The organism is Nocardioides panacisoli, assembly GCF_039537325.1.
In the GTDB taxonomy this organism is placed as follows: Bacteria; Actinomycetota; Actinomycetes; order Propionibacteriales; family Nocardioidaceae; genus Nocardioides; species Nocardioides panacisoli.
Genome location: NZ_BAABAH010000003.1, coordinates 277,934 through 299,009, shown reverse-complemented (window position 1 = coordinate 299,009; position 21,076 = coordinate 277,934). Strand labels below are relative to the sequence as shown.

Below are 21,076 nucleotides of genomic sequence, written 5' to 3'. Positions count from 1 at the left end.
GCCCCATGGCGATCCACATCACCGACGACCCCGCCGCGGACCAGCTGCTCACCGACTCACCGTTCGCGCTGCTGGTCGGGATGATGCTGGACCAGCAGTTCCCGATGGAGCGGGCCTTCGCCGGCCCGGCAAAGGTCGCGGACCGGTTCGGCAACCTCGACCCGGCGAAGATCGCCGCCGCCGATCCCGAGGCGTTCTCCGAGCTGTGCCGGCGCCCGCCCGCCATCCATCGCTACGGGGGCGCGATGGCGACGCGCCTGCAGGAGCTCGCCCGGCTGGTCACCGAGGAGTACGACGGCGACGCCTCCCGGATCTGGACCGGCGCAGCCGACGGCAAGGACCTCGCGAAGCGGCTCAAGGCGCTGCCCGGCTTCGGTGAGCAGAAGGTGAAGATCTTCGTCGCGCTGCTCGCCAAGCAGCTGGGTGTCGTACCCGCCGGCTGGGAGCAGGTCGCCGGCGACTACGCGCTCGACGGCTACCGCTCGGTCGCGGACGTCGTCGACCCCGCGTCGCTGCAGAAGGTGCGCGACTACAAGAAGGCAAAAAAGGCGGAAGCCAAGGCCGCGGCGACGGCGGTCTGAGTGCGCTCGCGTCTCGGCCCACTGGTCCCGCTCGCCCTCGCGCTGCTGGTCGGCGCCACCGCCACTCCCGCCACCGCCGGTGACGACCGGACGACCCACCGGGCGGTGCCGGCGTCCTTCACGATTGCGGGCTCGGGCTTCGGCCACGGCGTCGGCATGTCGCAGTACGGCGCCTACGCCATGGCGGTCGGTCACCAGTCGGCCGAGCAGATCCTGGAGTACTACTACGACGGAGCCTCCCTCAGCACCGCCCTGAATCCCGATCCCGACATCGCCGTCCAGATCTTTGGCTCTCCGGGCGACGCTCGCGGCGCGACGCTTTCGGTGAACAAGGGGGAGTGGCGGCTGCGAGCGAGCACCGACGCGACAACCGATCTGGCGACCGGCGGCGCGGACAGCACGATCGCGCTCAGTGTGGACGACGGCAAGGTGGCAGCGCGCATCAAGCAGGGCGGCCGTGTCGTCCAAACGGTCACGAAGGGCGCCCTCACGCTCGAATGGACCGGAACCCGTGCGTGGCCCAGCGGGACACCCGGAGTCGTAACGGTCGCGGGCACACACGGCCGGTACCGCTATGGCACCCTCTCCGCAACCGTCATCAAGGGGAGGATCAACGTCGTCAACGACCTCCGGCTCAATGACGAGTACCTCTATGGGATCGATGAGATGCCGTCGCTGTGGGGCTCGTCGGGTGGCTCTGAGGCACTCAAGGCGCAGGCGATCGTTGCCCGCACCTACGCGCTGCGGGCAAAGACGGCTCGGCCGGACAACGCGCCCATGCCCAACTGCGCCTGCCACCTCTACGACGACACGCGCAGCCAGAACTTCATTGGCTGGCTGAAGGAGAATGGTGACAAGGCGGGCCTCTGGAAGGCCGCTGTGGACGCCACGCGACATGGCGTGTCCGGATCGGACACCGACACGGTGGACGTCGTTCGCGATTCTGACGGAGGGTTCGCCGAGACGCCCTTCTTCGCCCGTTCGGGGAAGACCGCTGATGGGCGCGGGACGGCAAGCAACCACGACGTGTTCGGGAGTGCTCAGCTGCCGTACCTCGTGCATCGGCCGGATCCCTACTCCTTCCAGGCGCAGCCCGACCGCAAGTACCTCAGCTGGACCGGCACCCTGACCCAGGCGAAGGCGCGGCGGATCTTCGGGATGCGGCAGGTCGCCTCGATCAAGGTGACGGCCCGCTACTCGAGCGGACAGGTCAAGACGCTGAAGGCCGTCGCTCCCTCCGGAGCAGGCGTCAGCCGCACCAAGACGGCCGACGGCTGGCGGGTCGCGCTGGGGGTACTCGGTTCCTGGGTCACTGGCTTCACCCCGCACCGCTGATCCCGCTCACCGGGGCGGGAGCCGGGCGTCTCCACCCCCGTGGCAGAATGGTGGTCGCGGTCTTGACGCCTCCGGGCCGGTCCGCGCCCCCAAGCAAGAAGACCGATCTGAAGCCTGTACCCGCATCGAGAGGTGTTCGTGTCCTCGAACGCACGCAAGGTCCCGCCCGCGCTGCTCGCGCACCCCTCCATCGTCGCCCTCGTCGAGCGGGCCGCCCCAAGCGGGAGCGTGACGCCCGAGGACGTCCGGCAGGTCTTCGCCGAGGCGGGCGTCGCGCCGGCGCACCTCAAGCCGCTGATGGCGCACCTCGCGGCTGAGGGGATCTCGGTGGCGCTGCCGGTCGAGACCCGTGCGGTCGCCGCGACCAGCACCCGGCGTACGACGACGGCCACCACGGCCAAGAAGGCTCCCGCCAAGAAGGCTGCGGCGAAGGCTGCCGACGAGGAGCCGAAGAAGGCGCCCGCGAAGAAGGCACCGGCGAAGAAGGCTGCCGCCAAGAAGGCCGAGGCCGCCCCGGCAGAGGTCGAGGTCCCTGTCCTCGGCCCGGACGGCAAGAAGGTCCTCCCCGACATCCCCGACGACCAGTTCGAGAAGGACGTCGCGACCGACCCGTCGATCAAGGAGGACGAGGAGGAGGCCACCGCCACGTCCTCGTTCGTCGTGTCCGCGGCCGACGAGACCGACGAGCCCGCGCAGCAGGTGATGGTCGCGGGCGCCACGGCGGACCCCGTCAAGGACTACCTCAAGCAGATCGGCAAGGTCCCGCTGCTCAACGCGGAGATGGAGGTCGAGCTCGCCAAGCGGATCGAGGCGGGCCTCTTCAGCGAGGAGAAGCTGGCCAAGGGCGGCAAGATCTCGCCGAAGATGCTCGAGGAGCTCGAGTGGATCGCCGAGGACGGCCGGCGCGCCAAGAACCACCTGCTCGAGGCGAACCTGCGCCTGGTCGTCTCGCTGGCCAAGCGCTACACCGGCCGCGGCATGCTCTTCCTCGACCTGATCCAGGAGGGCAACCTCGGCCTGATCCGCGCGGTCGAGAAGTTCGACTACACCAAGGGCTACAAGTTCTCGACCTACGCGACCTGGTGGATCCGGCAGGCGATCACCCGCGCGATGGCCGACCAGGCCCGCACCATCCGGATCCCGGTCCACATGGTCGAGGTCATCAACAAGCTGGCGCGCGTCCAGCGGCAGATGCTCCAGGACCTGGGCCGCGAGCCCACCCCGGAGGAGCTCGCCAAGGAGCTCGACATGACACCGGAGAAGGTCGTCGAGGTCCAGAAGTACGGTCGTGAGCCGATCTCGCTGCACACCCCGCTGGGTGAGGACGGCGACTCGGAGTTCGGCGACCTGATCGAGGACTCCGAGGCCATCGTGCCGGCCGACGCGGTGAGCTTCACGCTCCTGCAGGAGCAGCTGCACGCCGTGCTCGACACGCTCTCCGAGCGCGAGGCGGGCGTGGTCTCGATGCGGTTCGGGCTCACCGACGGCCAGCCCAAGACCCTCGACGAGATCGGCAAGGTCTACGGCGTGACCCGCGAGCGGATCCGCCAGATCGAGTCCAAGACGATGTCGAAACTGCGCCACCCGAGCCGCAGCCAGGTGCTCCGCGACTACCTCGACTGATCGAAGGTCCGTCCGATCGGGCTGGTGACCTGGTGCCTGGGTACCGCCTCCACCATCCAGCCGCGCCGGCGACACGAAGGTGGGCTGGGTAGGTCTCGGGACACCATCCCTGCTTGATGCTCCCAGGCCGAGTCGTGCCTCCGGGGCGCGAGGAGACCCCGGCTCAAAGAGCGGGCCGGGGTCTCCGCCTGCTTGTTCGGACCGGCGGCCGCGACGGATGGGCGACTATGTCGACCGACCGCGGGTAACACCCGCGCATGGCTGATCGGGAAGCCACGCAACGCGAGCCCCTGACCCGGGACCAGCGCAACGCCTTCGCGGCGGCGTACCTCGGCTGGGCGATGGACGCCTTCGACTACTTCCTGGTCGTGCTGATCTATGCCGACATCGCGGCCGACTTCGGCGTCTCGTTGGAGCGGATGGCCTTCATCACCACGATGACGCTGGTGATGCGCCCGGTCGGCGCGTTCATCTTCGGACTGTGGGCCGACCGGGTCGGCCGGCGGGTCCCGCTGATGGTCGACGTCTGCTTCTACAGCGTGGTCGGCTTCCTGTGCGCCTTCGCGCCGAACTTCACGGTCCTCATCATCCTGCGAATGCTCTACGGGCTCGGCATGGGCGGGGAGTGGGGGCTGGGCGCCGCGCTGGCGATGGAGAAGATCCCGTCCAAGCGCAGGGGCTTCTTCTCCGGGCTGCTTCAGGGCGGCTACTCGATGGGCTATCTGCTCGCCTCGCTCGCCTTCCTCGTCGTGATCACGTGGTGGGGGCTCAGCTGGCGATGGATGTTCGCGCTGTCGATCATCCCGGCGGGCATCAGCCTGCTGATCCGGTCGCGGGTCGAGGAGTCGGAGGTCTGGCGCAAGGCCAACGACCGGGTCCGCCAGACGCGGACCAGCGCGCGCGAGATCTTCAGCAACCCGGTGATCTGGCGGCGGTTCGTGTTCCTGGTCCTCCTGATGACGGCCTTCAACTGGATGAGCCACGGCACCCAGGACGTCTACCCGACCTTCCTCAAGGAGACCGGCGATGAGGGCATCGGGCTGGCCGGCAGCACGGCAACCTGGATCGTCGTGGTCTACAACGTCGGCGCGATCCTCGGTGGCATGGTGGCGGGGGCGCTGTCGGAACGCTACGGCCGCAAGGCGCTGATCATCGGCTGCGCCGTGCTGGGCCTGCCGATCGTGCCGCTGTTCGCGTACTCGACCAGCGTAGGGATGCTCATGCTCGGGTCGTTCCTCATGCAGGTGATGGTCCAGGGTGCGTGGGGCGTCATCCCAGCTCACCTGACCGAGCTGTCGCCGGACGAGATCCGGGGCTTCTACCCGGGCGTGACCTACCAGCTCGGCAACTGCCTCGCCGCGTTCAACCTGCCGATCCAGGAGTCCCTGGCGTCCAGCCACGGTTACCCGTTCGCGCTGGCGGCCACGATCGTCCCGGTGTTCGTCGCGGTGATCGTGCTGACCGCGACCGGCAGGGAGCGGCGCGGTGTCCGGTTCGGCAGCGAGGACACCAGCCTGGTGACCGCCGGCGCTACCTGATCGATGCCAGCGTTGACTTCGGGCTCGCTCACGAGGATGGTCGGGAGCGACTCTCGGGACTTCGACCCTGATCGGGGGACGCCATGCGTCCACACCTCGTCGCTCTCGCATGTCTCGGGTCCGGAGCCCTCCTGGGCGCGGCGCTGACGCCGGTACCGTCCACCGAGGCAGCCGCACCGACCGCACCGGGCGCCCGCGCCGCGGACCCGTCGGCGTGGGAGCCGCTCTCGGCCGCGGGGCCCGGCCAGCCCGGCCCGTCGCAGCGCGTCGACCTGACCCGCTCGCCCGACGGCATCCTCCACATCGCTTGGGCGGTGCGCAACGCGGACGGCACGTCCTCGCTGAAGGAGCGGCGGCTGACCCCGATCGGGCCGGGCGGCGACGACCTGATGAGCACGGTCTCGACACCGATCTCGTCCTGGCTGATGGTCGGCGATCCGGCCGGCGTCGACATCGGCGACGGCTACCAGCTGTACTTGGGCGGCCAGCAGTCGGCCGACCCCGACACCCTCGACGGCCTGGTGGGAGTGTCGAACGTCGGACCGAACGCGGATCCGGCCTGGTCCGCGCCGCTCATGATGGAGCCGGGCGAAGCCGCGATGTGGGCGCAAGTGGCGCAGGCGCCCTCCCAGACTCCCGTCTTCGTCTTCGAGCACAACTCCATGGTCGTCGCTGACCGCCCGGACGCGACGCCTCCGGCAGCCGTGCCGGCATCCGGCGGCAACGTGGGCGCCGGCTCGATCGTGATCGATCCCACCAACAGCGCGCACGCCGTCGTCGCCTGGTGTGAGTTCGGCGGCTCGGAGCCGGGGACGCACGAGCAGGTCTACGACACCGGCACGGGGGCCTTCCTGGGCTCACCGACGCTGATGCCCGGCACCGCGGACGCATGCGTCCTGCAGGCGACGATCAACCGCGGAACGCCGTTGGCCTTGCGCGGCAACGACGCCTACGTCGGCGGCACGCACCTGAACGCGTCGACCGGCGTGCTCACCGACGTCCGGGTCTGGCAGGTCGGGGACGCCACGGCGGAGGTCGTCGGCCGGAGCAGGACGGGTGTGTCGGCGCCCCAGGTGACCACCGACTCCTGCGGTCGGATCTGGGTGGCGTGGCTCGCACGACGAGACGGGACGCACACCTTGCTGGCGCGGCGGTCGAACGAGGCAGCCACCGAGTGGGGCGCTACCGTGGCGGTGGAGCCCCCGGCGGGGTGGAGCCTGGGCAGCTTCGAGGCGATCGCCAGCTGCGTCAGAGGACCTGGGCAGCTCGACGTCGTCGGACAGTTCGAGAAGCCCGGCAAGAACGTGCTCCAGCGCACCGTGGTCCGACCCGGGCTCAGCCTCGCCGTCGTCCACGTGGAGAAGCTCGGCGACGGGTCGAAGCGCGTGACGTACCTGGCGACCGACGCGGGGAGGCCGGTCGTCGGCGCTCGGGTCCACGCTCACGGAGTGAGCGCCTTCACTGGGACGGACGGCAAGGTGACGTTGCGATTCACCGGTGACACCTCCGCCACGGTGACCGGGCTCGGCTACAGCGACGGCCAGACCTGAGCGGGTCGGTTCAACCGCCCGCCACCCGCGGCCAGGGCTGGAGCTCCTCGACCTGGGCAGCCAGCCCGAGCAGCGTCGCCTCGGAGCCGGGGCGCCCCACCAGCTGGACGCCAAGCGGGCGTCCCGAGCTGTCCAGGCCCGCCGGCACCGACATCGCGGGCCAGCCGGCGATGTTCCACGGCGCCGCGAACGGCGCGAACCGGGCGTTCGCCTGGATCGTCGCGAGCCAGCCGCCCTCCGACCAGGCCTTGGCCGCGATCGGCGGCTGCGCAAGGGTCGGCGTGATGAGCACGTCGGTGTCGGCGAAGAACCGCTCGGCGATCGCGCGCCAGCGCTCGCGCGGCCCGGGTTTGGGGTGGCCGCGCCGCGCCAGCTGCCGGCCGATGGCGACGTGCCGGGCGGTCCGCTTCTCGACCTGGGTCGGGTCGGCGAGCAGCTCGGCGTCGGCAGCCGTCCCGGTCGTCCAGAGGGCGAGCGCGGTCGTCGACATCAGGCTGGACGGGTAGTTCGGCGTGCGGCTCGACAGCCGGTGGCCCGCGCCGCGGAGCGCCTCGGCCGTACGTCGTGCCGCGCCCGCCCACTCCTTCGAGACCGGGATGCCGACACCGGGCGCCTGGGTGGAGACGGCGAGCCGGAGCGTGCCGGGCCGGGCGGGGGCGGCGTACGACGGGTCACCGGCCAGCACCGAGAACATCAGGGCCGCGTCCGCGACCGTGGTGGCCAGCGGCCCGTTCTCGGCCATGCCGTGCCACGAGCCCTTCCCGAGATCCGACGGGACCACGCCGTACCCGGGTTTGAGGCCGACGAGCCCGCAGCACGCGGAGGGGATCCGGATCGAACCCATCCCGTCGTTGCCGTGCGCGATCGGTACGGCGCCCGAGGCCACCGCTGCCGCCGAGCCGCCCGACGAGCCGCCCGGGGTCCGCTCGGGGTCCCAGGGGTTGCGGGTGATGCCGAAGACGGAGTCGGTGGCGCCCCAGATGCACAGCTCGGGCACCCGGGTCAGGCCGACGACCACGGCGCCGGCGGCGCGCAGCCGCTTGACGACCTCGTGGTTGCGCTCCTGGGGCGCGGGGTCGGAGCCCGCCGATCCGTCCCGCATCGGTTCCCCGGCCACCGGGACGTTGTCCTTGATCGCCACCGGGACGCCGGCCAGCGGCAGCGCGAACCGGTCCGAGCGCATGTCGACGGCCTCGGCCTCGGCGAGCGCCGCGTCGCGCCGGACCACCTGCCAGGCATTCGTCACCGGCTGGGAGCGGTCGATGCGCTCCAGCGCCTCCTCGACCGCGCGTCGGGCCGTCAGGGTCCCTTCGTGGACCTCGCCGGCGATCTCGACGGCAGTGGGCGCGGTCGTGGTCGTCATGGGGCCACGCTAGTCCGCGTGCGGGTCAGCCCGCCGCGACGAGGGCGACCGCGCAGCCCGACAGCACCAGCCCGACCGCCTGCGTGCGGTAGACGTGCTCGCGCAGCGCGGCAGTGGCGAGGACGACGGTGAAGGCCGGGTAGAGCGACGTCAGCACCGCAGCGACCGCGAGCAGGCCGCGTTGCGAGGAGAGCAGGAAGGAGAGGACCGCGGCCGACGCCAGGATGCCGGCGACGATGCCCCAGAGCTCGGTACGCCGACTCGGCACCCACGCCTCGCGGGCGAGGAGCGCGCCGACGACGATGGCGACCAGCGCGGTGACCTGGCCGGTGGCAAGGGGCCAGTAGCCCGCCTCCTCCGGCACCTGGCCCATGGCGACGAACAACAGCCCGAAGCCGACGCCCGCGAGCACGCCGTCGCGCAGGGCGGCGGCGTCGCTCTCGTCGGTGGAGCGGCCCTCGTCGGGGACCCTCGCCACCAGCCAGATCGCCGGGAGCGCGAGCACGATGCCCAGCCACACCAGCACGGCCGGCCGCTCTCCGACGGCGACCCCGACGATGACGGGCAGGATCGCGGCGCCCACGGCCGACACGGGTGCGACGACCCCCATCCGCCCGCCGGCGAAGCCGCGGTAGAGGAAGACGGTCCCCATCCCGGCCCCGATCCCGGCCAGCGCGCCCCAGCCCAGGTCGCCGCCCGTCGGGTCGCCGGCGAACGCGGCCGCCAGGACGACGGCGCCCGCCAGGCCACCGACCTGGGAGAGCAGGGCCACCGGCCAGGTCGACGACCGCCGCGCTGCGACGCCCCCGACGAAGTCGGACAGGCCGTAGCCGAGCGCGGCAGCGAGGGCGAGGAGGACTCCCACGGGACTACCCTTTCAGGTCGAACGGACACGCTCGCCGAGGAAGACAGAAGGGCCCCGGAATCATCCGGGGCCCTTCGACGTCTTCAGCGGATCAGTGCTCGTCCTCCGGGGCGGGCGCGGGCGCGTCGCCGAGCTTGTGGGTCTCGTCGTGCACCGCCGCGGCGACCTCCTTGAGCTTCTCGCCGTGCTCGCGCGCGTGGTGCGCGCAGAACAGCAGCTCTCCGCCGGAGGCGAGCTCGACACGGAGGTAGGCCTGAGCGCCGCAGCGGTCGCAGCGGTCCTCAGCGGTCAGCGGTGCGCTGGGGGCTACAGCAGTAGTCACTTCGGCCTCTCTTTCGTCTTCCCGTCCGAGAAATCGGTCGGTACCGGGATCAACGTAGTCACCGGGTCCAAGATTCCCGGAGCTGTGTGGTCATCGGCACTTCTACCCCATCCAAACACGAGCCACCCCCACCTCGATCGGTTTTCCACCCGCCGAAACGTCCTTGTGATCTTGGACGCGCCGCCGGCCCTGCAGGTTGCCTCATCGTGGTCCTCCCCAGGACCGTGCGCCTGCACTGTCCTTCGGCGTGTCGGCGGTAGATTTGAGGGGTATCGAAAGGAGCCGGTCATCGCCGACAACACCTACAACGCCGCTCATCTCCTGGTCCTGGAGGGTCTCGAGGCGGTCCGCAAGCGGCCCGGGATGTACATCGGCTCGACCGACACGCGCGGTCTCATGCACTGCGTCTGGGAGATCATCGACAACGGCGTCGACGAGGCCCTCGGCGGCTTCGCGCACCGCGTCGAGGTGACCCTGCACCCCGACGACTCGGTCGAGGTCTACGACGACGGTCGCGGCATCCCGACCGACAAGGAGCCCAAGACCGGGCTGCCGGGCGTCGAGGTGGTCGCGACCAAGCTGCACGCGGGCGGCAAGTTCGGCGGCGGCTCCTACGTCGCCACGGGCGGCCTGCACGGCGTGGGACTCTCGGTCGTCAACGCGCTGTCGAGCCGGATGGACATCGACGTCGACCGGTCCCCGACGGGCCAGGGCATCTCGTTCCGCCGCGGCGTGCCGGGCGTCTTCGACGCCGACGGCCCCGGGGCGGGCTTCACCGAGAGATCCGGGCTGACCCGCAAGGGCAAGCGCGTGGCCAAGGGCCGGACGGGCACCCGGATCCGGTTCTGGCCGGACCGGCAGATCTTCACCAAGGACGCGCGGTTCGAGCTCGAGGGGCTGATCGGGCGCGCCCGGCAGACGGCGTACATCGTCCCGGGTTTAGAGATGGTCGTGCGCGACCTCCGCGGCCCGGAGCTGTTCGAGGAGAAGATCCGGCACGACGGCGGCATCGCCGAGTTCGCCGACGCGCTCAGCCACGGTGAGCCGGTCACCGACGTGGTCCGGATCACCGGGACCGACACCTTCACCGAGACGGTGCCGCTCCTCGACGAGCAGGGCCACATGGTCCCGCAGGACGTCGACCGCGAGCTGACGGTCGACATCGCGGTGCGCTGGGACACCGGCTACGACACCGAGATGCGCTCGTTCGTCAACGTGATCGCGACCCCGCACGGCGGCACCCACGTGGCGGGCTTCGAGGCGGCCCTCACCAAGACCTTCAACGACGCCATGCGGGCGACCAAGGCGCTCAAGGTCAACGACGACGACGTGATCAAGGACGACATCCTCGAGGGGATGACGTCGATCGTGACCGTCCGGCTGGCCGAGCCGCAGTTCGAGGGCCAGACCAAGGAGGTGCTCGGCACGCCGGCCGTCCGGGGCGCGGTCCGCAAGATCGTCGCGACGCAGCTCAAGGACTTCCTGACGTCCTCCAAGCGTGCGGAGAAGGCCCAGGCCAAGGCGCTGATGGAGAAGGTCGTCGGCGCCTCGAAGACCCGGATCGCGGCCCGCCAGCACAAGGAGACCCAGCGGCGGAAGAACGCGCTGGAGTCGTCGACGATGCCGGCGAAGCTGTTCGACTGCCGTTCCTCCGACAACGAGCGCACCGAGCTGTTCATCGTCGAGGGCGACTCGGCGATGGGCACGGCCAAGGCCGCGCGCAACTCGGAGTTCCAGGCGCTGCTGCCCATCCGCGGCAAGATCCTCAACGTCCAGAAGGCGTCGATCGGCGACGTCCTCAAGAACACCGAGTGCGCGTCGATCATCCAGGTCGTCGGGGCCGGGTCCGGGCGCACCTTCGACCTGGACGCGCGCCGCTACGGCCGGATCATCCTGATGGCCGACGCCGACGCCGACGGCGCGCACATCCGGACGCTGCTGGCGACGCTGTTCTTCAAGTACATGCCCGACCTGGTCGCCGACGGCCGGATCTACTCCGCCGTGCCGCCCCTGCACCGGATCGAGATCTCGAACCCGAAGAAGGGTCAGGACAAGTACGTCTACACCTACTCCGACGCCGAGCTGCAGCGGAAGCTCGCCGAGCTCAAGAAGAAGAACGTGCGCTGGAAGGACCCGGTCCAGCGCTACAAGGGCCTCGGCGAGATGGACGCCGGGCAGCTCGCGGAGACGACCATGGACCCGCGGCACCGGACGCTGCGCCGGCTCACCGTCGACGACGCCGCCCAGGCGAGCGAGGTCTTCGAGCTGCTGATGGGCTCGGACGTCGGTCCGCGCAAGGACTTCATCGTCAACAACGCCTACGAGGTCGACGTCGAGGCGCTCGACGCCTGACCGGGGTCACACCTTCTGGCTGAGCAGCCCGCTGTCGACGTCGTAGACGAACCCGCCGACCTTGACCGTGTCGGGGATCAGCGGATGCGCACGCACGCGCTGCACATCGCCGGCGAGTGCCTCCTCCTGCCCGTCGGTGACGGGGAGGGTGAGCCACGAGGTGTCCTGGCCGGTGGCGTTGTCGAGCCGCTCGCGCAGGACCACCTCGGGGTTGCTGGCGACCGCGCAGCGGGTGTGCGGGGCGATCATGATCCGGCTCACGTTGAGCATGTGCACGGAGATGACGAGGGCGTCGAGCGTCAGGTCGTCGACGCGGCCACCGGGGTTGCGGAGGATCTTGGCGTCACCCGCCTTCAGGCCGAGCATGCCGAGCGGGTCGATCCGTGAGTCCATGCAGGTCACGATCGCGATGCCCGCGTGGGCGATGCCGTCGAATCCACCGAGGTCGAAGTCGCTCGCGAAGTCGCGGTTCGCGGCGAGCAGGTCGTCGAAGTCCGCCATGCGGAGGAGATTATCGGGCCCGCTCGCGGGCGGGAGCAGGGGTCAGCCAGCGGCGCGGAGCACCTCGGCGACGTCGACGGCGCGGGTGCGGGCCCGGGCGAAGACGGCGAGGGCGAGGACCGCCGCGAGGGCCGCAGCCACACCGGCACCGGTGAAGACGGCCCGCTCCTGGATGAGCGCGAGGGCCTTGGTCCCCAGGCCGGGGTGGGCGTCGGCCTCGGCATAGAGGCGGCGCAGGCCCCAGGTGGTCAGCACCGAGATCCCGACCAGCATGCCGACCATCCTGGCGACGACGACCAGGGCCGACGCGAGGCCGTGGGCGTCCTCGGAGGTCGAGGCCAGCATCGCGGCGTTGACGGGCGCGAGCGCGAGGCCGAAGCCGAAGCCGCCGAGCACCAGCGGGACGTTGGACACGAGCTGGTCGAGGCTGCTCTGCCCCCACTGGGCCATCCAGAAGAAGGAGACGGACGCGCAGACCATGCCGGCGGCCGTGAGGACGCCCGCGGGCGCACGGTGCAGCAGCCATCCGCCGATCACCGCTCCGATCGGGAGCGCCACGAGGAACCGCAGCAGGATCAACGCCGCGCCGAGCTGTGTCTCCTCGGTCGTGGTGCGCGCCAGCAGCGGCACGTCGACCAGCGCGGCGATCAGTGCCCAGCCGACCAGGAAGCTCACGAGCAACGAGCCCCAGGCGGGCACCGCCCGCAGGGCGCCGCGCGGCACGATCGGCGTCGCGGAGCGGCGGAGGTGGACGAGCAGGAGGACCAGGGCGACCGCGGAGCCCAGTAGGAACCAGGGACCCTGCGGGTTGAAGACGGCGACCTCGGGATCGGCGGTGGCGAACGCCAGCACCACGCCCGCGAGCGCGACCGCGAACAGCGCGGCCCCGGTGAGGTCGGCATCGGCCAGGCTGCGGAACCAGCCGCGCAGGTCCACCAGGTTCCGGCCGGGGACCAGGCACGACACCAGGAGCACGAGGAGCGCCGCAAGGGTGATCACGCCGATCGGGGTCTCCCACCTGCCGCCGCCGACGACGTACGGCACGAACAGCTCGCCCCAGGTCAGGTCGCGCTTGATCGAGGCGGGCTGGATGAACTCGATCCAGCCCGCCACCGCTGCCACCAGGCCGGCGAGGACGCCGACGACCAGCGGGATGAATCCAAGTTTCTGCCGGCTCGACGGCACGTCGGTGGTCGAGGTGCCAGGCGCCGCAGCACCGAGCTCCGGAACCTCCGACGTCCCCCGCAGCGAGCGGACGGTCACGGCCAGCAGAACGCCGACGAGGAGGTTGATCGCGAAGATGGCGCGCCAGGAGGAGAAGGAGAGCACGACGGCGCCGAACAGCGGGCCGAGGACGGCGCCGAACTCCTGGACGGCGGAGACCAGGCCGAGGGGGAGGCCGCGGCGCTCGACGGGGTAGGTCGCGGCGACGAGCGCCATCGTGGCGGGCACGAGACCGCCCCCTCCGACGCCCTGCAGGAACCGGCCGGCCACCATCGTGGCGAGGTCGTAGGAGATCGAGGTGAGCAGCGAGCCGACCGAGAAGACGACCAGCGCCATCACCAGCACCGGCACCGGGCCGCGCAGGTCGGCGATCCGGCCGATGAGAGGGAGCATCGCGACGTACCCGAGGAGGAACCCGGACACGATCGGGGCCGCCCGCTGCAGCTCGTCGACCGGGATCCCGGCCGCCGCCATCATGTCGGGCAGCGCCAGGACGACCACGTAGGTGTCGATCGCGGCGAACGCCACGGCGACCGCGGCGAGGCCGAGCAGGACGCGCGGGGTCACTGCGGTGCCGAGATGTCCTTGTCGACGTCGTACTGCTGGACGTCGATCGTGTAGGTGATGTCGTCGGTGCCGGAGAAGAACTCCCCGGTCAGCTCCGCGGAGCGCAGGTAGCCGTCACCGTCGATCCGGAAGGTCGCGTCGAACGAGTCACCCTGGGCGCAGGGCAGGATCGCGCGGATCGCGTCGCCCGGCACGCTGCCCGTGTAGGGGGTGAGGATCTCGTCGTTGTCGGCCCCGCCGCGCTCGGAGTCGCCGGCCTCGAGGCCGGTGGCCTCGGTCAGGACCGAGGAGACGCCCGAGTCGGGGTCGAGCAGCGTGGAGGGATCCGGCGCGCAGAACTTCGCGGGGTCGAACTTCGTCCAGCCGGTGATCGGGATCTTCACCCAGACGTCCCCGTCGACCGCGACCACGTCGATGTCGCTCGCCGGGATGCCGGAGACCCGACCCGACACCTTGCCCTCGAAGGCCGGCTCCGTCGTGATCGTGCCCTCGGCCGAGGCGAGGTAGTCGCCGTCGGAGGGCTCGTCGTCGGTCGAGAGCGACAGCTCCACGCCCGTGGTGTCGTCGAGCAGCTTCTTGGCCGCCTGCATCACCTCGTCGGGTGACTTGCCGTCGGTGGACGGCGAGTCGCTGCCGGAACAGCCGCTCAGGGCCAGCACGGCGGCCACGACGGCGATCGCCATGCGCCGGGCGGTCCCTGGGGAGGCGGGGAGCGCGCCGTCTCGAAGGGTCATGGCGTCACCCTGACATACCGACGGTCAGCCGGACGGACAGCGGCCCGGCTGCGGCCGCCAGCGGCTGGCTGCCGGGTGTCCCCGACCCGTCGCGGCGGCCCTCGGCGGGCGGCAGGTCGACCGGCGCGCCGCTCGCCGCGGCCCCGCGGGCCGGTGCCGGCCCGGCCCAGGCGAAGACCAGGGTGTCCTCGCCCTTGAGGAACCGGTGGCAGCGGACGCCCCCCGTGGCGCGGCCCTTGGGCGGGTACTCGCCGAAGTCGGTGACCTTGACGTTGCCGGGCTCGGTTCCGGGCAGCGCGGTCGAGGAGCCGGACGAGGTGACGACCACGGCCGGGACCCGCCCGTCGAGCGCGCCGAACCACACGACACGCTCGCCGCCGGCCAGCCGGATGCCGGCCATGCCGCCGCCGGAGCGGCCCTGGGGTCGGACGTTGTCGGCGCCGAAGTGCAGCAGCTGCGCGTCGGAGCTGATGAAGCACAGCTCCTCGGTGCCCGTGCGCAGCTCGACCGCACCGACCACCTCGTCGTCGTCCTTGAGCGAGATGACGTCCCACTCGTCGCGGCCCAGGACCTCCGGGTTGACCCGTTTGACCACGCCCTGGCGGGTGCCGAGGGCCAGCCCCGGTCCCTCGGTGCTCAGCGTGCAGAGCGCCAGCGCGCGCTCGCCGGTCGCGAGGGGGAGCATCTCGGTGAGGGGGAGTCCGCCCTGGAGGTTGGGCTCGTTGGCCGACGGCGGGATCGCTGGCAGGTCCAGCACCCCGAGCCGCAGCAGCCGCCCGGCCGAGGTGGCCACGCCGATCTCGCCGCGCGCCGTCGTGCGGACGGCGGAGACGACCACGTCGTGGTTGGCCCGCCCACCGCCCTCGCCGATGTCGTCGGCCCCGCTGGTGCGCGCCAGGAGACCGGAGGAGGACAGCAGGGCGAAGCAGGGGTCGTCGGCGACCTCGAGCGGTGCCGTGGCCGCGGCGACGGCGGCGGAGCCCGCGGACTCGAGCAGGACGGTGCGGCGAGGGGTGCCGTAGGTCTTGGCGACGTCGGCGAGCTCGCCGGAGACGACCTTCCGGAGCAGGGTGTCGTCGGCGAGGATCGCGTCCAGGTCCTCGATCTCGCGGCGCAGGGTCTCCTGCTCCTTCTCCAGCTCGATCCGGGAGAACCGGGTCAGCCGCCGCAGCTGCATCTCGAGGATGTACTCCGCCTGCGCGACGGACAGGTCGAAGACGCTCATCAGCCGCTCCTTGGCAGCGGCGGAGTCGTCGCTGGTGCGGATGACCTGGATGACCTCGTCGATGTCGAGCAGGGCGATCAGCAGGCCGTCGACCAGGTGCAGCCGCTCGGACTTCTTGTTCCGGCGGAACTGCGAGCGCCGGCGGACGACCTCGTAGCGGTGCTGGAGGAAGACCTCGAGCATCTCCTTGAGGCCCAGCGTCCGCGGCTGGCCGTCGACGAGGGCGACGTTGTTGATGCCGAAGGTGTCCTCCATCGGGGTCAGCTTGTAGAGCTGCTCGAGGAGCGCCTCGGGAATGAAGCCGTTCTTGACCTCGATCACCAGCCGCAGGCCGTGCTCGCGGTCGGTGAGGTCCTTCATGTCGGCGATGCCCTGGAGCTTCTTGCCCTGGACCAGGATCTTGACCCGCTCCATCACCTTCTCGGTGCCCACGCCGTAGGGCAGCTCGGTGATCACGATGCCCTTGCGGCGTCCGATCGTCTCGACCCGGGCGGTGGCCCGCATCCGGAAGGTGCCGCGGCCGGTCTCGTAGGCGTCGCGGATGCCGTCGAGGCCCACGATCTTGCCGCCGGTCGGCAGGTCCGGGCCGGGGATGAACCGCATCAGCCCGTCGACGTCGGTGGCGGGGTGCTGGATCAGGTGCCGCAGCGCCTGCACGACCTCGACCAGGTTGTGCGGTGCCATGTTGGTCGCCATGCCGACGGCGATGCCGGTGGTGCCGTTGACCAGCAGGTTGGGGATCGCGGCAGGCAGCACCGACGGCTCGTACTCGCGGCTGTCGTAGTTGGGCCGGAAGTCGACGGTGTCCTCGTCGATCGACTCGGTCATCGCGACCGCGGGCGGCGCCATCCGCGCCTCGGTGTAGCGCATGGCCGCCGGCGGGTCGTCGCCGCCGAGGGAGCCGAAGTTGCCGTGCCCGTCGACCATCGGGAGCCGCATCGTCCACGCCTGTGCCTGCCGGGCGAGGGCGTCGTAGATCGCTCCGTCGCCGTGCGGGTGCAGGCGACCCATCACCTCACCGACGATGCGGGCGCACTTCACGTGGCCGCGGTCGGGCCTCAGGTTCATGTCGGCCATCGTGTAGAGGATCCGCCGCTGCACCGGCTTGAGGCCGTCGCGGGCGTCGGGCAGCGCCCGGGAGTAGATCACCGAGTAGGCGTACTCGAGGAACGACGACTGCATCTCGTCGCGGATGTCGGTGTCGAGGATGTGCTCCTCGAAGTCCTCAGGGGGTGGGTTCTTCGTCGTACGCCGTGCCATGGGGGCATTCTCTCCGGTGCCCCCGATGAATCCGGGGAGGTGGTCCGGTCTGTCCGGACATGGCAACGGTGATGACCCACGCGGTGGTCTCGGTCGACGGCTTCATCGCGGACGAGAAGGACGACGTCGGCCCGCTCTTCGACTGGTACTTCAACGGTGACCGGCCGATCTACGACGACGCGTCGTTCCGTGTCGGCGCCGCCTCGATCGACTACGTCAAGGGGATGTGGGACGACATCGGGGCGATCATCCAGGGCCGCCGCCTGTTCGACCAGACGAACGGCTGGGAGGCCAGGCCGCCGGCGGGCGACAACCTGCTGGTCGTGTCGCACCGCCCGAAACCCGACGGCTGGCATCCGGAGGCCGACGTCCCGTTCTTCGACGACCTCGCCGCGGCGATCGAGGAGGCGAAGCGGCGGGCAGGGGACCGGACCGTCGCCGTCTGCGCCGGCGACATGGGTGGCCAGGCCGTCGCGGCCGGCCTGGTCGACATCGTGGCGATGGACGTCGTCCCGGTGGTGTTCGGGCGGCGCCGTCGCTACTTCGGGCCGATCGACGCCCAGCACCTGCTGGAGGATCCGCACGTCGTCATCCAGGGGGACCGCGTCCTGCACCTGCAGTACCGCGTGCGGCGGTGAGGACTACCTTTTCCCTGTGACGCAGGAGGACGGGACCCCCACGGACGAGATCGAGTCGCCCCCGCAGCACTGGGAGGCCGACGTCATCCTGCGCGACGGTCGTACGGCGCACATCCGGCCGATCCGCGGCGAGGACGAGGAGCTTCTCGTCAGCTTCTACGAACGGGTCTCCGACGAGTCGAAGTACTACCGGTTCTTCAGCCCGATGCCGAAGCTGTCCGAGCGCGACGTCCGGCGGTTCACCCACGTGGACCACCACGACCGGGTCGCCCTGGTCATGCTGCTCCAGGGGCGGATGATCGCCGTGGGCCGGTTCGAGGTCGTCGCGGCGAACGAGGCCGAGGTCGCCTTCCTCGTGGAGGACCAGCACCAGGGCCGCGGGATCGGGCAGCTCATGCTCGAGCACCTCGCCCAGGCGGGCCGGGAGCGCGGCGTCGAGCGGTTCACCGCCGAGATCCTCCCCGACAACCACCGGATGATCCAGGTCTTCCGCGAGGCCGGCTACCGGGTGGTGAGCGGCTACTCCGACGGCGTGATCACGCTCGAGTTCCCCATCGACGCGACGGACACCGCGGTCGGCCGGATGCACAGCCGCGAGCACGTCGCCGAGGCCGCCTCGATCCACCGCTTCTTCCACCCGCGGTCGGTCGCGATCATCGGCGCCAGCCGCCGGCAGGACACGATCGGCCAGGTCCTGGTCCGCAACCTGGTGACCGGCGGCTTCACCGGCCGGGCGTACGTCGTCAACCCGTCCGCGACCGCGGTGTCGGGCATGCCGGCGTACAAGACCGTCAACGAGATCCCGGACGACGTCGACGTGGCGATCGTCGCCGTGCCGGCCGACGCGGTGACCGACGTCGTCCTCGACTGCGCGGCCAAGGGCGTGCACGGCCTGATCGTGATCTCCTCGGGGTTCGCCGAGACGGGCGAGGAGGGTCGGCGCCGGCAGCGGCACCTGGTCGGCCTGTCGCGGTCCTACGGCCTCCGGCTGATCGGGCCCAACTGCCTCGGGGTCATCAACACCGACCCGCGGGTGCAGGTCAACGCGTCGCTGTCCTCGGTCATGCCGACCCGCGGCCGGGCCGGCTTCTTCTGCCAGTCGGGCGCGCTCGGCTCCGCGATCCTCGAGAAGGTCCGCAACCGGGGCCTCGGCATCTCGACGTTCGTCAGCGCGGGCAACCGCGCCGACGTCTCGGGCAACGACCTGCTCCAGTACTGGGAGGAGGACGACTCGACCGAGGTCGTGATGATGTACCTCGAGTCGATCGGCAACCCCCGCAAGTTCTCCCGGATCGCGCGCCGGGTGTCCCAGCGCAAGCCGATCGTGGCCGTCCGCTCCGGCCGCACGACCCAGGGTGTCCCGATGGGCCATGCCGTACGGCGCATCGGCGCGCCCCAGGCTGCCGTGGACGCCATGTTCCGCCAGGCCGGCGTCATCCAGGTCGACACCCTCGACGACATGTTCGACGTCGCTCAGCTGCTGGCCCACCAGCCGCTGCCCCGGGGGCGGCGGGTCGCGATCGTCGGCAACTCCGACGCGCTCGGGCTGCTGGCCGCCGACGCCGCGTCCGCCGTCGGACTCGTCGTCAACCGCAGCGTGGCGCTCGGGGCGGACGCCACGGCCGAGGACTTCGAGGACGCCCTCGACGACGCCATCGACGACCCCGAGGTCGACTCGGTCGTCGCGGTCTACATCCCGCCGCTGGACGTGTCCGGCGAGGACGTCGCCAACGTGCTCGCGGCCGTGGGGGAGCAGTCGGACAAGCCGCTGGTGTCGACCTTCCTCGGCGCCGAGGGCGTGCCCGAGCTGCTGCGCGTGCCCGACGTCGCCGGCTCCACGGCCGGCCGCGGCTCGGTCCCCTCCTATCCCGCCGTCGAGGCCGCGGTCCGCGCGCTCGCGCGCGTGGTCGAGTACGCCGTCTGGGTCCGCACGCCCGACGGGCCTCCGGCCGACGCCGGCGACGTCGACCCGGTGGCGGCCAAGACCCTGGTCGGCAGGCTGCTCGCGGACGCGCCGGGGGAGCTCGAGCTCAGCCGTGACGACACCCGAGACCTGCTGGCGACGTACGGCATCGAACTCTGGCCCGCGATCCCGGTCAACGAGCTCGACGAGGCCCACCGGGCGGCCGAGGAGCTCGGCTGGAACGTCGTGCTGAAGGCGACCGAGTCCTCGGTGCGCGAGCGGCCCGACCTCTCCCACGTGTGGCGCAACATCACTGGGCCCGAGGACATGGAGGACGCCTGGGCGAACCTGCACGAGGTGCTCTCCGACCCGGCGCAGGGCGCGTTCGTCGTCCAGAAGAACGCGCCGCCGGGGGTGCCGATCGCCGTGCGGTCCTTCGAGGACCCGCTGTTCGGCCCGGTCGTGTCGTTCGGCATCTCCGGGCCGGTCATCGAGCTGCTGGGGGACTGGTCCTACCGGATCCCGCCGCTGGACCAGCACGACGTCCGGGCGATGGTGCGGGAGGTGAAGAGCTCCCCGCTGCTGTTCGGCTACCGCGGCGCCGAGCTCGTCGACGTCGAGTCCGTGGAGCGGCTGGTGACCAAGGTGGCCCAGCTGCAGAACGACCTGCCGCAGATCAGCTCCGTCGACCTGTCGCTCGTCCTCGCCGGAACGAGCTCGGTCAACGTGCTGACCGCCTCGGTCCGGGTCACTCCCGTGCGGGACCCGCGGCCGGACTCCTTCGTCCGCCGCCTCAGCGACGTCACCGTCACCATCCCCGAGTAGGCAAGGTAGGGTCCGGCCGTGCTGATCTCCGACTCCGCGCGGGTGCTCTTCGTCCACGTCCAGAAGACGGCGGGCTCCACGATCGACCGCGCGCTCCAGGAAAATCTGCCGGACATCCGGGAGTCCAAGGGGATCGGCCGGCACGCGCACATGTCGCGGATCCTCAAGGCGGAGCCCGCGCTCAAGGACTACTTCATCTTCGGCTTCGTCCGGAACCCGTGGGACCGCCTCGTGTCCTGGCACCAGATGATCGTGCGGATGGACGCCCGGGCCCAGCAGGAGGACAAGTACGGCGCGGCGGTGCGCAAGCGGCTCGCCCGCAACACCTTCTGGTCGGAGGTGGCACGGGACTTCCCGGAGTTCGAGGACTTCGTGCTGCGGGGTCCCGAGCACTTCCCGCGGATGCGGTCCCCGCAGATCGACTACCTCGTCTCCGGTGACCGGCGCGCCGACTTCATCGGCCGCCAGGAGAACTTCAACGCCGACTTCACGACCGTCTGCGACAAGATCGGCCTGCCGCCGTTCGAGCCGACCCCGCGCAACGTCGACAAGTCGGCGCGGCCGCACTACAGCACGTTCTACACCGACGAGATGCGCGACAAGGTGGCCGAGGTCTTCGCCAAGGACATCGAGGAGTTCGGCTACACCTTCGAGCGCCCCGAGGCCTGAC

General features: G+C 71.0%; 16 protein-coding genes. 9 read left to right on the top strand and 7 right to left on the bottom strand.

The window, feature by feature from the left end; translation table 11 throughout:
• Window positions 1-5: 5 nt before the first annotated feature.
• From ABD709_RS06720 to ABD709_RS06700, 5 genes are all read left to right on the top strand, one after another.
• Complete coding sequence (locus ABD709_RS06720) at window positions 6-581, top strand: HhH-GPD-type base excision DNA repair protein (protein ID WP_344773586.1); 576 nt, start codon at window positions 6-8, stop codon at window positions 579-581.
• A complete protein-coding gene (locus ABD709_RS06715; protein WP_344773584.1) occupies window positions 582-1,916 on the top strand; it encodes a SpoIID/LytB domain-containing protein in 1,335 nt (444 codons plus the stop codon).
• A gap of 297 nt (window positions 1,917-2,213) precedes the next feature.
• The gene (locus ABD709_RS06710) at window positions 2,214-3,539 is read left to right on the top strand and encodes an RNA polymerase sigma factor (RefSeq protein WP_344773873.1); all 1,326 of its coding nucleotides are present in this window, start codon (window positions 2,214-2,216) and stop codon (window positions 3,537-3,539) included.
• Between the two features lie 257 nt (window positions 3,540-3,796).
• Window positions 3,797-5,077 (top strand): MFS transporter, encoded by a 1,281-nt coding sequence (locus tag ABD709_RS06705; protein ID WP_344773582.1) that lies wholly within the window; start codon window positions 3,797-3,799, stop codon window positions 5,075-5,077.
• An 83-nt stretch (window positions 5,078-5,160) separates the two neighbouring features.
• Window positions 5,161-6,627: a hypothetical protein gene (locus ABD709_RS06700; RefSeq protein WP_344773580.1), complete on the top strand. Its 1,467-nt coding sequence runs from the start codon at window positions 5,161-5,163 to the stop codon at window positions 6,625-6,627.
• A 10-nt stretch (window positions 6,628-6,637) separates the two neighbouring features.
• On the opposite strand, the gene ABD709_RS06695 is transcribed toward ABD709_RS06700, so the two are convergent.
• From ABD709_RS06695 to ABD709_RS06685, 3 genes are all read right to left on the bottom strand, one after another.
• Window positions 6,638-7,990 carry an amidase gene (locus ABD709_RS06695; RefSeq protein ID WP_344773578.1) on the bottom strand — a complete coding sequence of 451 codons (1,353 nt, stop codon included), beginning with the start codon at window positions 7,988-7,990 and terminating at the stop codon, window positions 6,638-6,640.
• 25 nt (window positions 7,991-8,015) lie between these two features.
• Window positions 8,016-8,855, bottom strand: a complete 840-nt coding sequence (locus tag ABD709_RS06690) for an EamA family transporter (RefSeq protein WP_344773576.1) — start codon at window positions 8,853-8,855, stop codon at window positions 8,016-8,018.
• Between the two features lie 91 nt (window positions 8,856-8,946).
• A complete protein-coding gene (locus tag ABD709_RS06685) occupies window positions 8,947-9,177 on the bottom strand; it encodes a DUF7455 domain-containing protein (protein ID WP_344773574.1) in 231 nt (76 codons plus the stop codon).
• Window positions 9,178-9,465: 288 nt separating this feature from the next.
• Between ABD709_RS06685 and ABD709_RS06680 the strand changes: the two genes are divergently transcribed.
• Window positions 9,466-11,529: a DNA gyrase/topoisomerase IV subunit B gene (locus ABD709_RS06680; RefSeq protein ID WP_344773871.1), complete on the top strand. Its 2,064-nt coding sequence runs from the start codon at window positions 9,466-9,468 to the stop codon at window positions 11,527-11,529.
• Window positions 11,530-11,535: 6 nt separating this feature from the next.
• Here the strand turns inward: ABD709_RS06680 and ABD709_RS06675 are convergent, their stop codons facing one another.
• The 4 genes from ABD709_RS06675 to ABD709_RS06660 are packed head-to-tail and all read right to left on the bottom strand — an operon-like array spanning window position 11,536 to window position 17,040.
• Window positions 11,536-12,030, bottom strand: a complete 495-nt coding sequence (locus ABD709_RS06675; protein ID WP_344773572.1) for a beta-class carbonic anhydrase — start codon at window positions 12,028-12,030, stop codon at window positions 11,536-11,538.
• A 42-nt stretch (window positions 12,031-12,072) separates the two neighbouring features.
• Complete coding sequence (locus tag ABD709_RS06670; RefSeq protein ID WP_344773571.1) at window positions 12,073-13,821, bottom strand: MFS transporter; 1,749 nt, start codon at window positions 13,819-13,821, stop codon at window positions 12,073-12,075.
• Window positions 13,818-14,555, bottom strand: coding sequence for an LppX_LprAFG lipoprotein (locus ABD709_RS06665; protein WP_344773569.1), 738 nt, complete (start codon window positions 14,553-14,555; stop codon window positions 13,818-13,820). Before ABD709_RS06665 ends, ABD709_RS06670 begins: the two co-directional genes overlap by 4 nt.
• 4 nt (window positions 14,556-14,559) lie before the next feature.
• On the bottom strand, window positions 14,560-17,040 hold the full coding sequence (locus ABD709_RS06660; RefSeq protein WP_344773567.1) for a DNA gyrase/topoisomerase IV subunit A: 2,481 nt from the start codon (window positions 17,038-17,040) through the stop codon (window positions 14,560-14,562).
• A 59-nt stretch (window positions 17,041-17,099) separates the two neighbouring features.
• On the opposite strand from ABD709_RS06660, the gene ABD709_RS06655 reads away from it, so the two are divergent.
• The 3 genes from ABD709_RS06655 to ABD709_RS06645 are packed head-to-tail and all read left to right on the top strand — an operon-like array spanning window position 17,100 to window position 21,075.
• The gene (locus ABD709_RS06655; protein WP_344773565.1) at window positions 17,100-17,678 is read left to right on the top strand and encodes a dihydrofolate reductase family protein; all 579 of its coding nucleotides are present in this window, start codon (window positions 17,100-17,102) and stop codon (window positions 17,676-17,678) included.
• A gap of 16 nt (window positions 17,679-17,694) precedes the next feature.
• On the top strand, window positions 17,695-20,406 hold the full coding sequence (locus ABD709_RS06650) for a bifunctional acetate--CoA ligase family protein/GNAT family N-acetyltransferase (protein WP_344773563.1): 2,712 nt from the start codon (window positions 17,695-17,697) through the stop codon (window positions 20,404-20,406).
• A gap of 18 nt (window positions 20,407-20,424) precedes the next feature.
• The gene (locus ABD709_RS06645; protein WP_344773561.1) at window positions 20,425-21,075 is read left to right on the top strand and encodes a sulfotransferase family 2 domain-containing protein; all 651 of its coding nucleotides are present in this window, start codon (window positions 20,425-20,427) and stop codon (window positions 21,073-21,075) included.
• Window position 21,076: the final 1 nt, after the last annotated feature.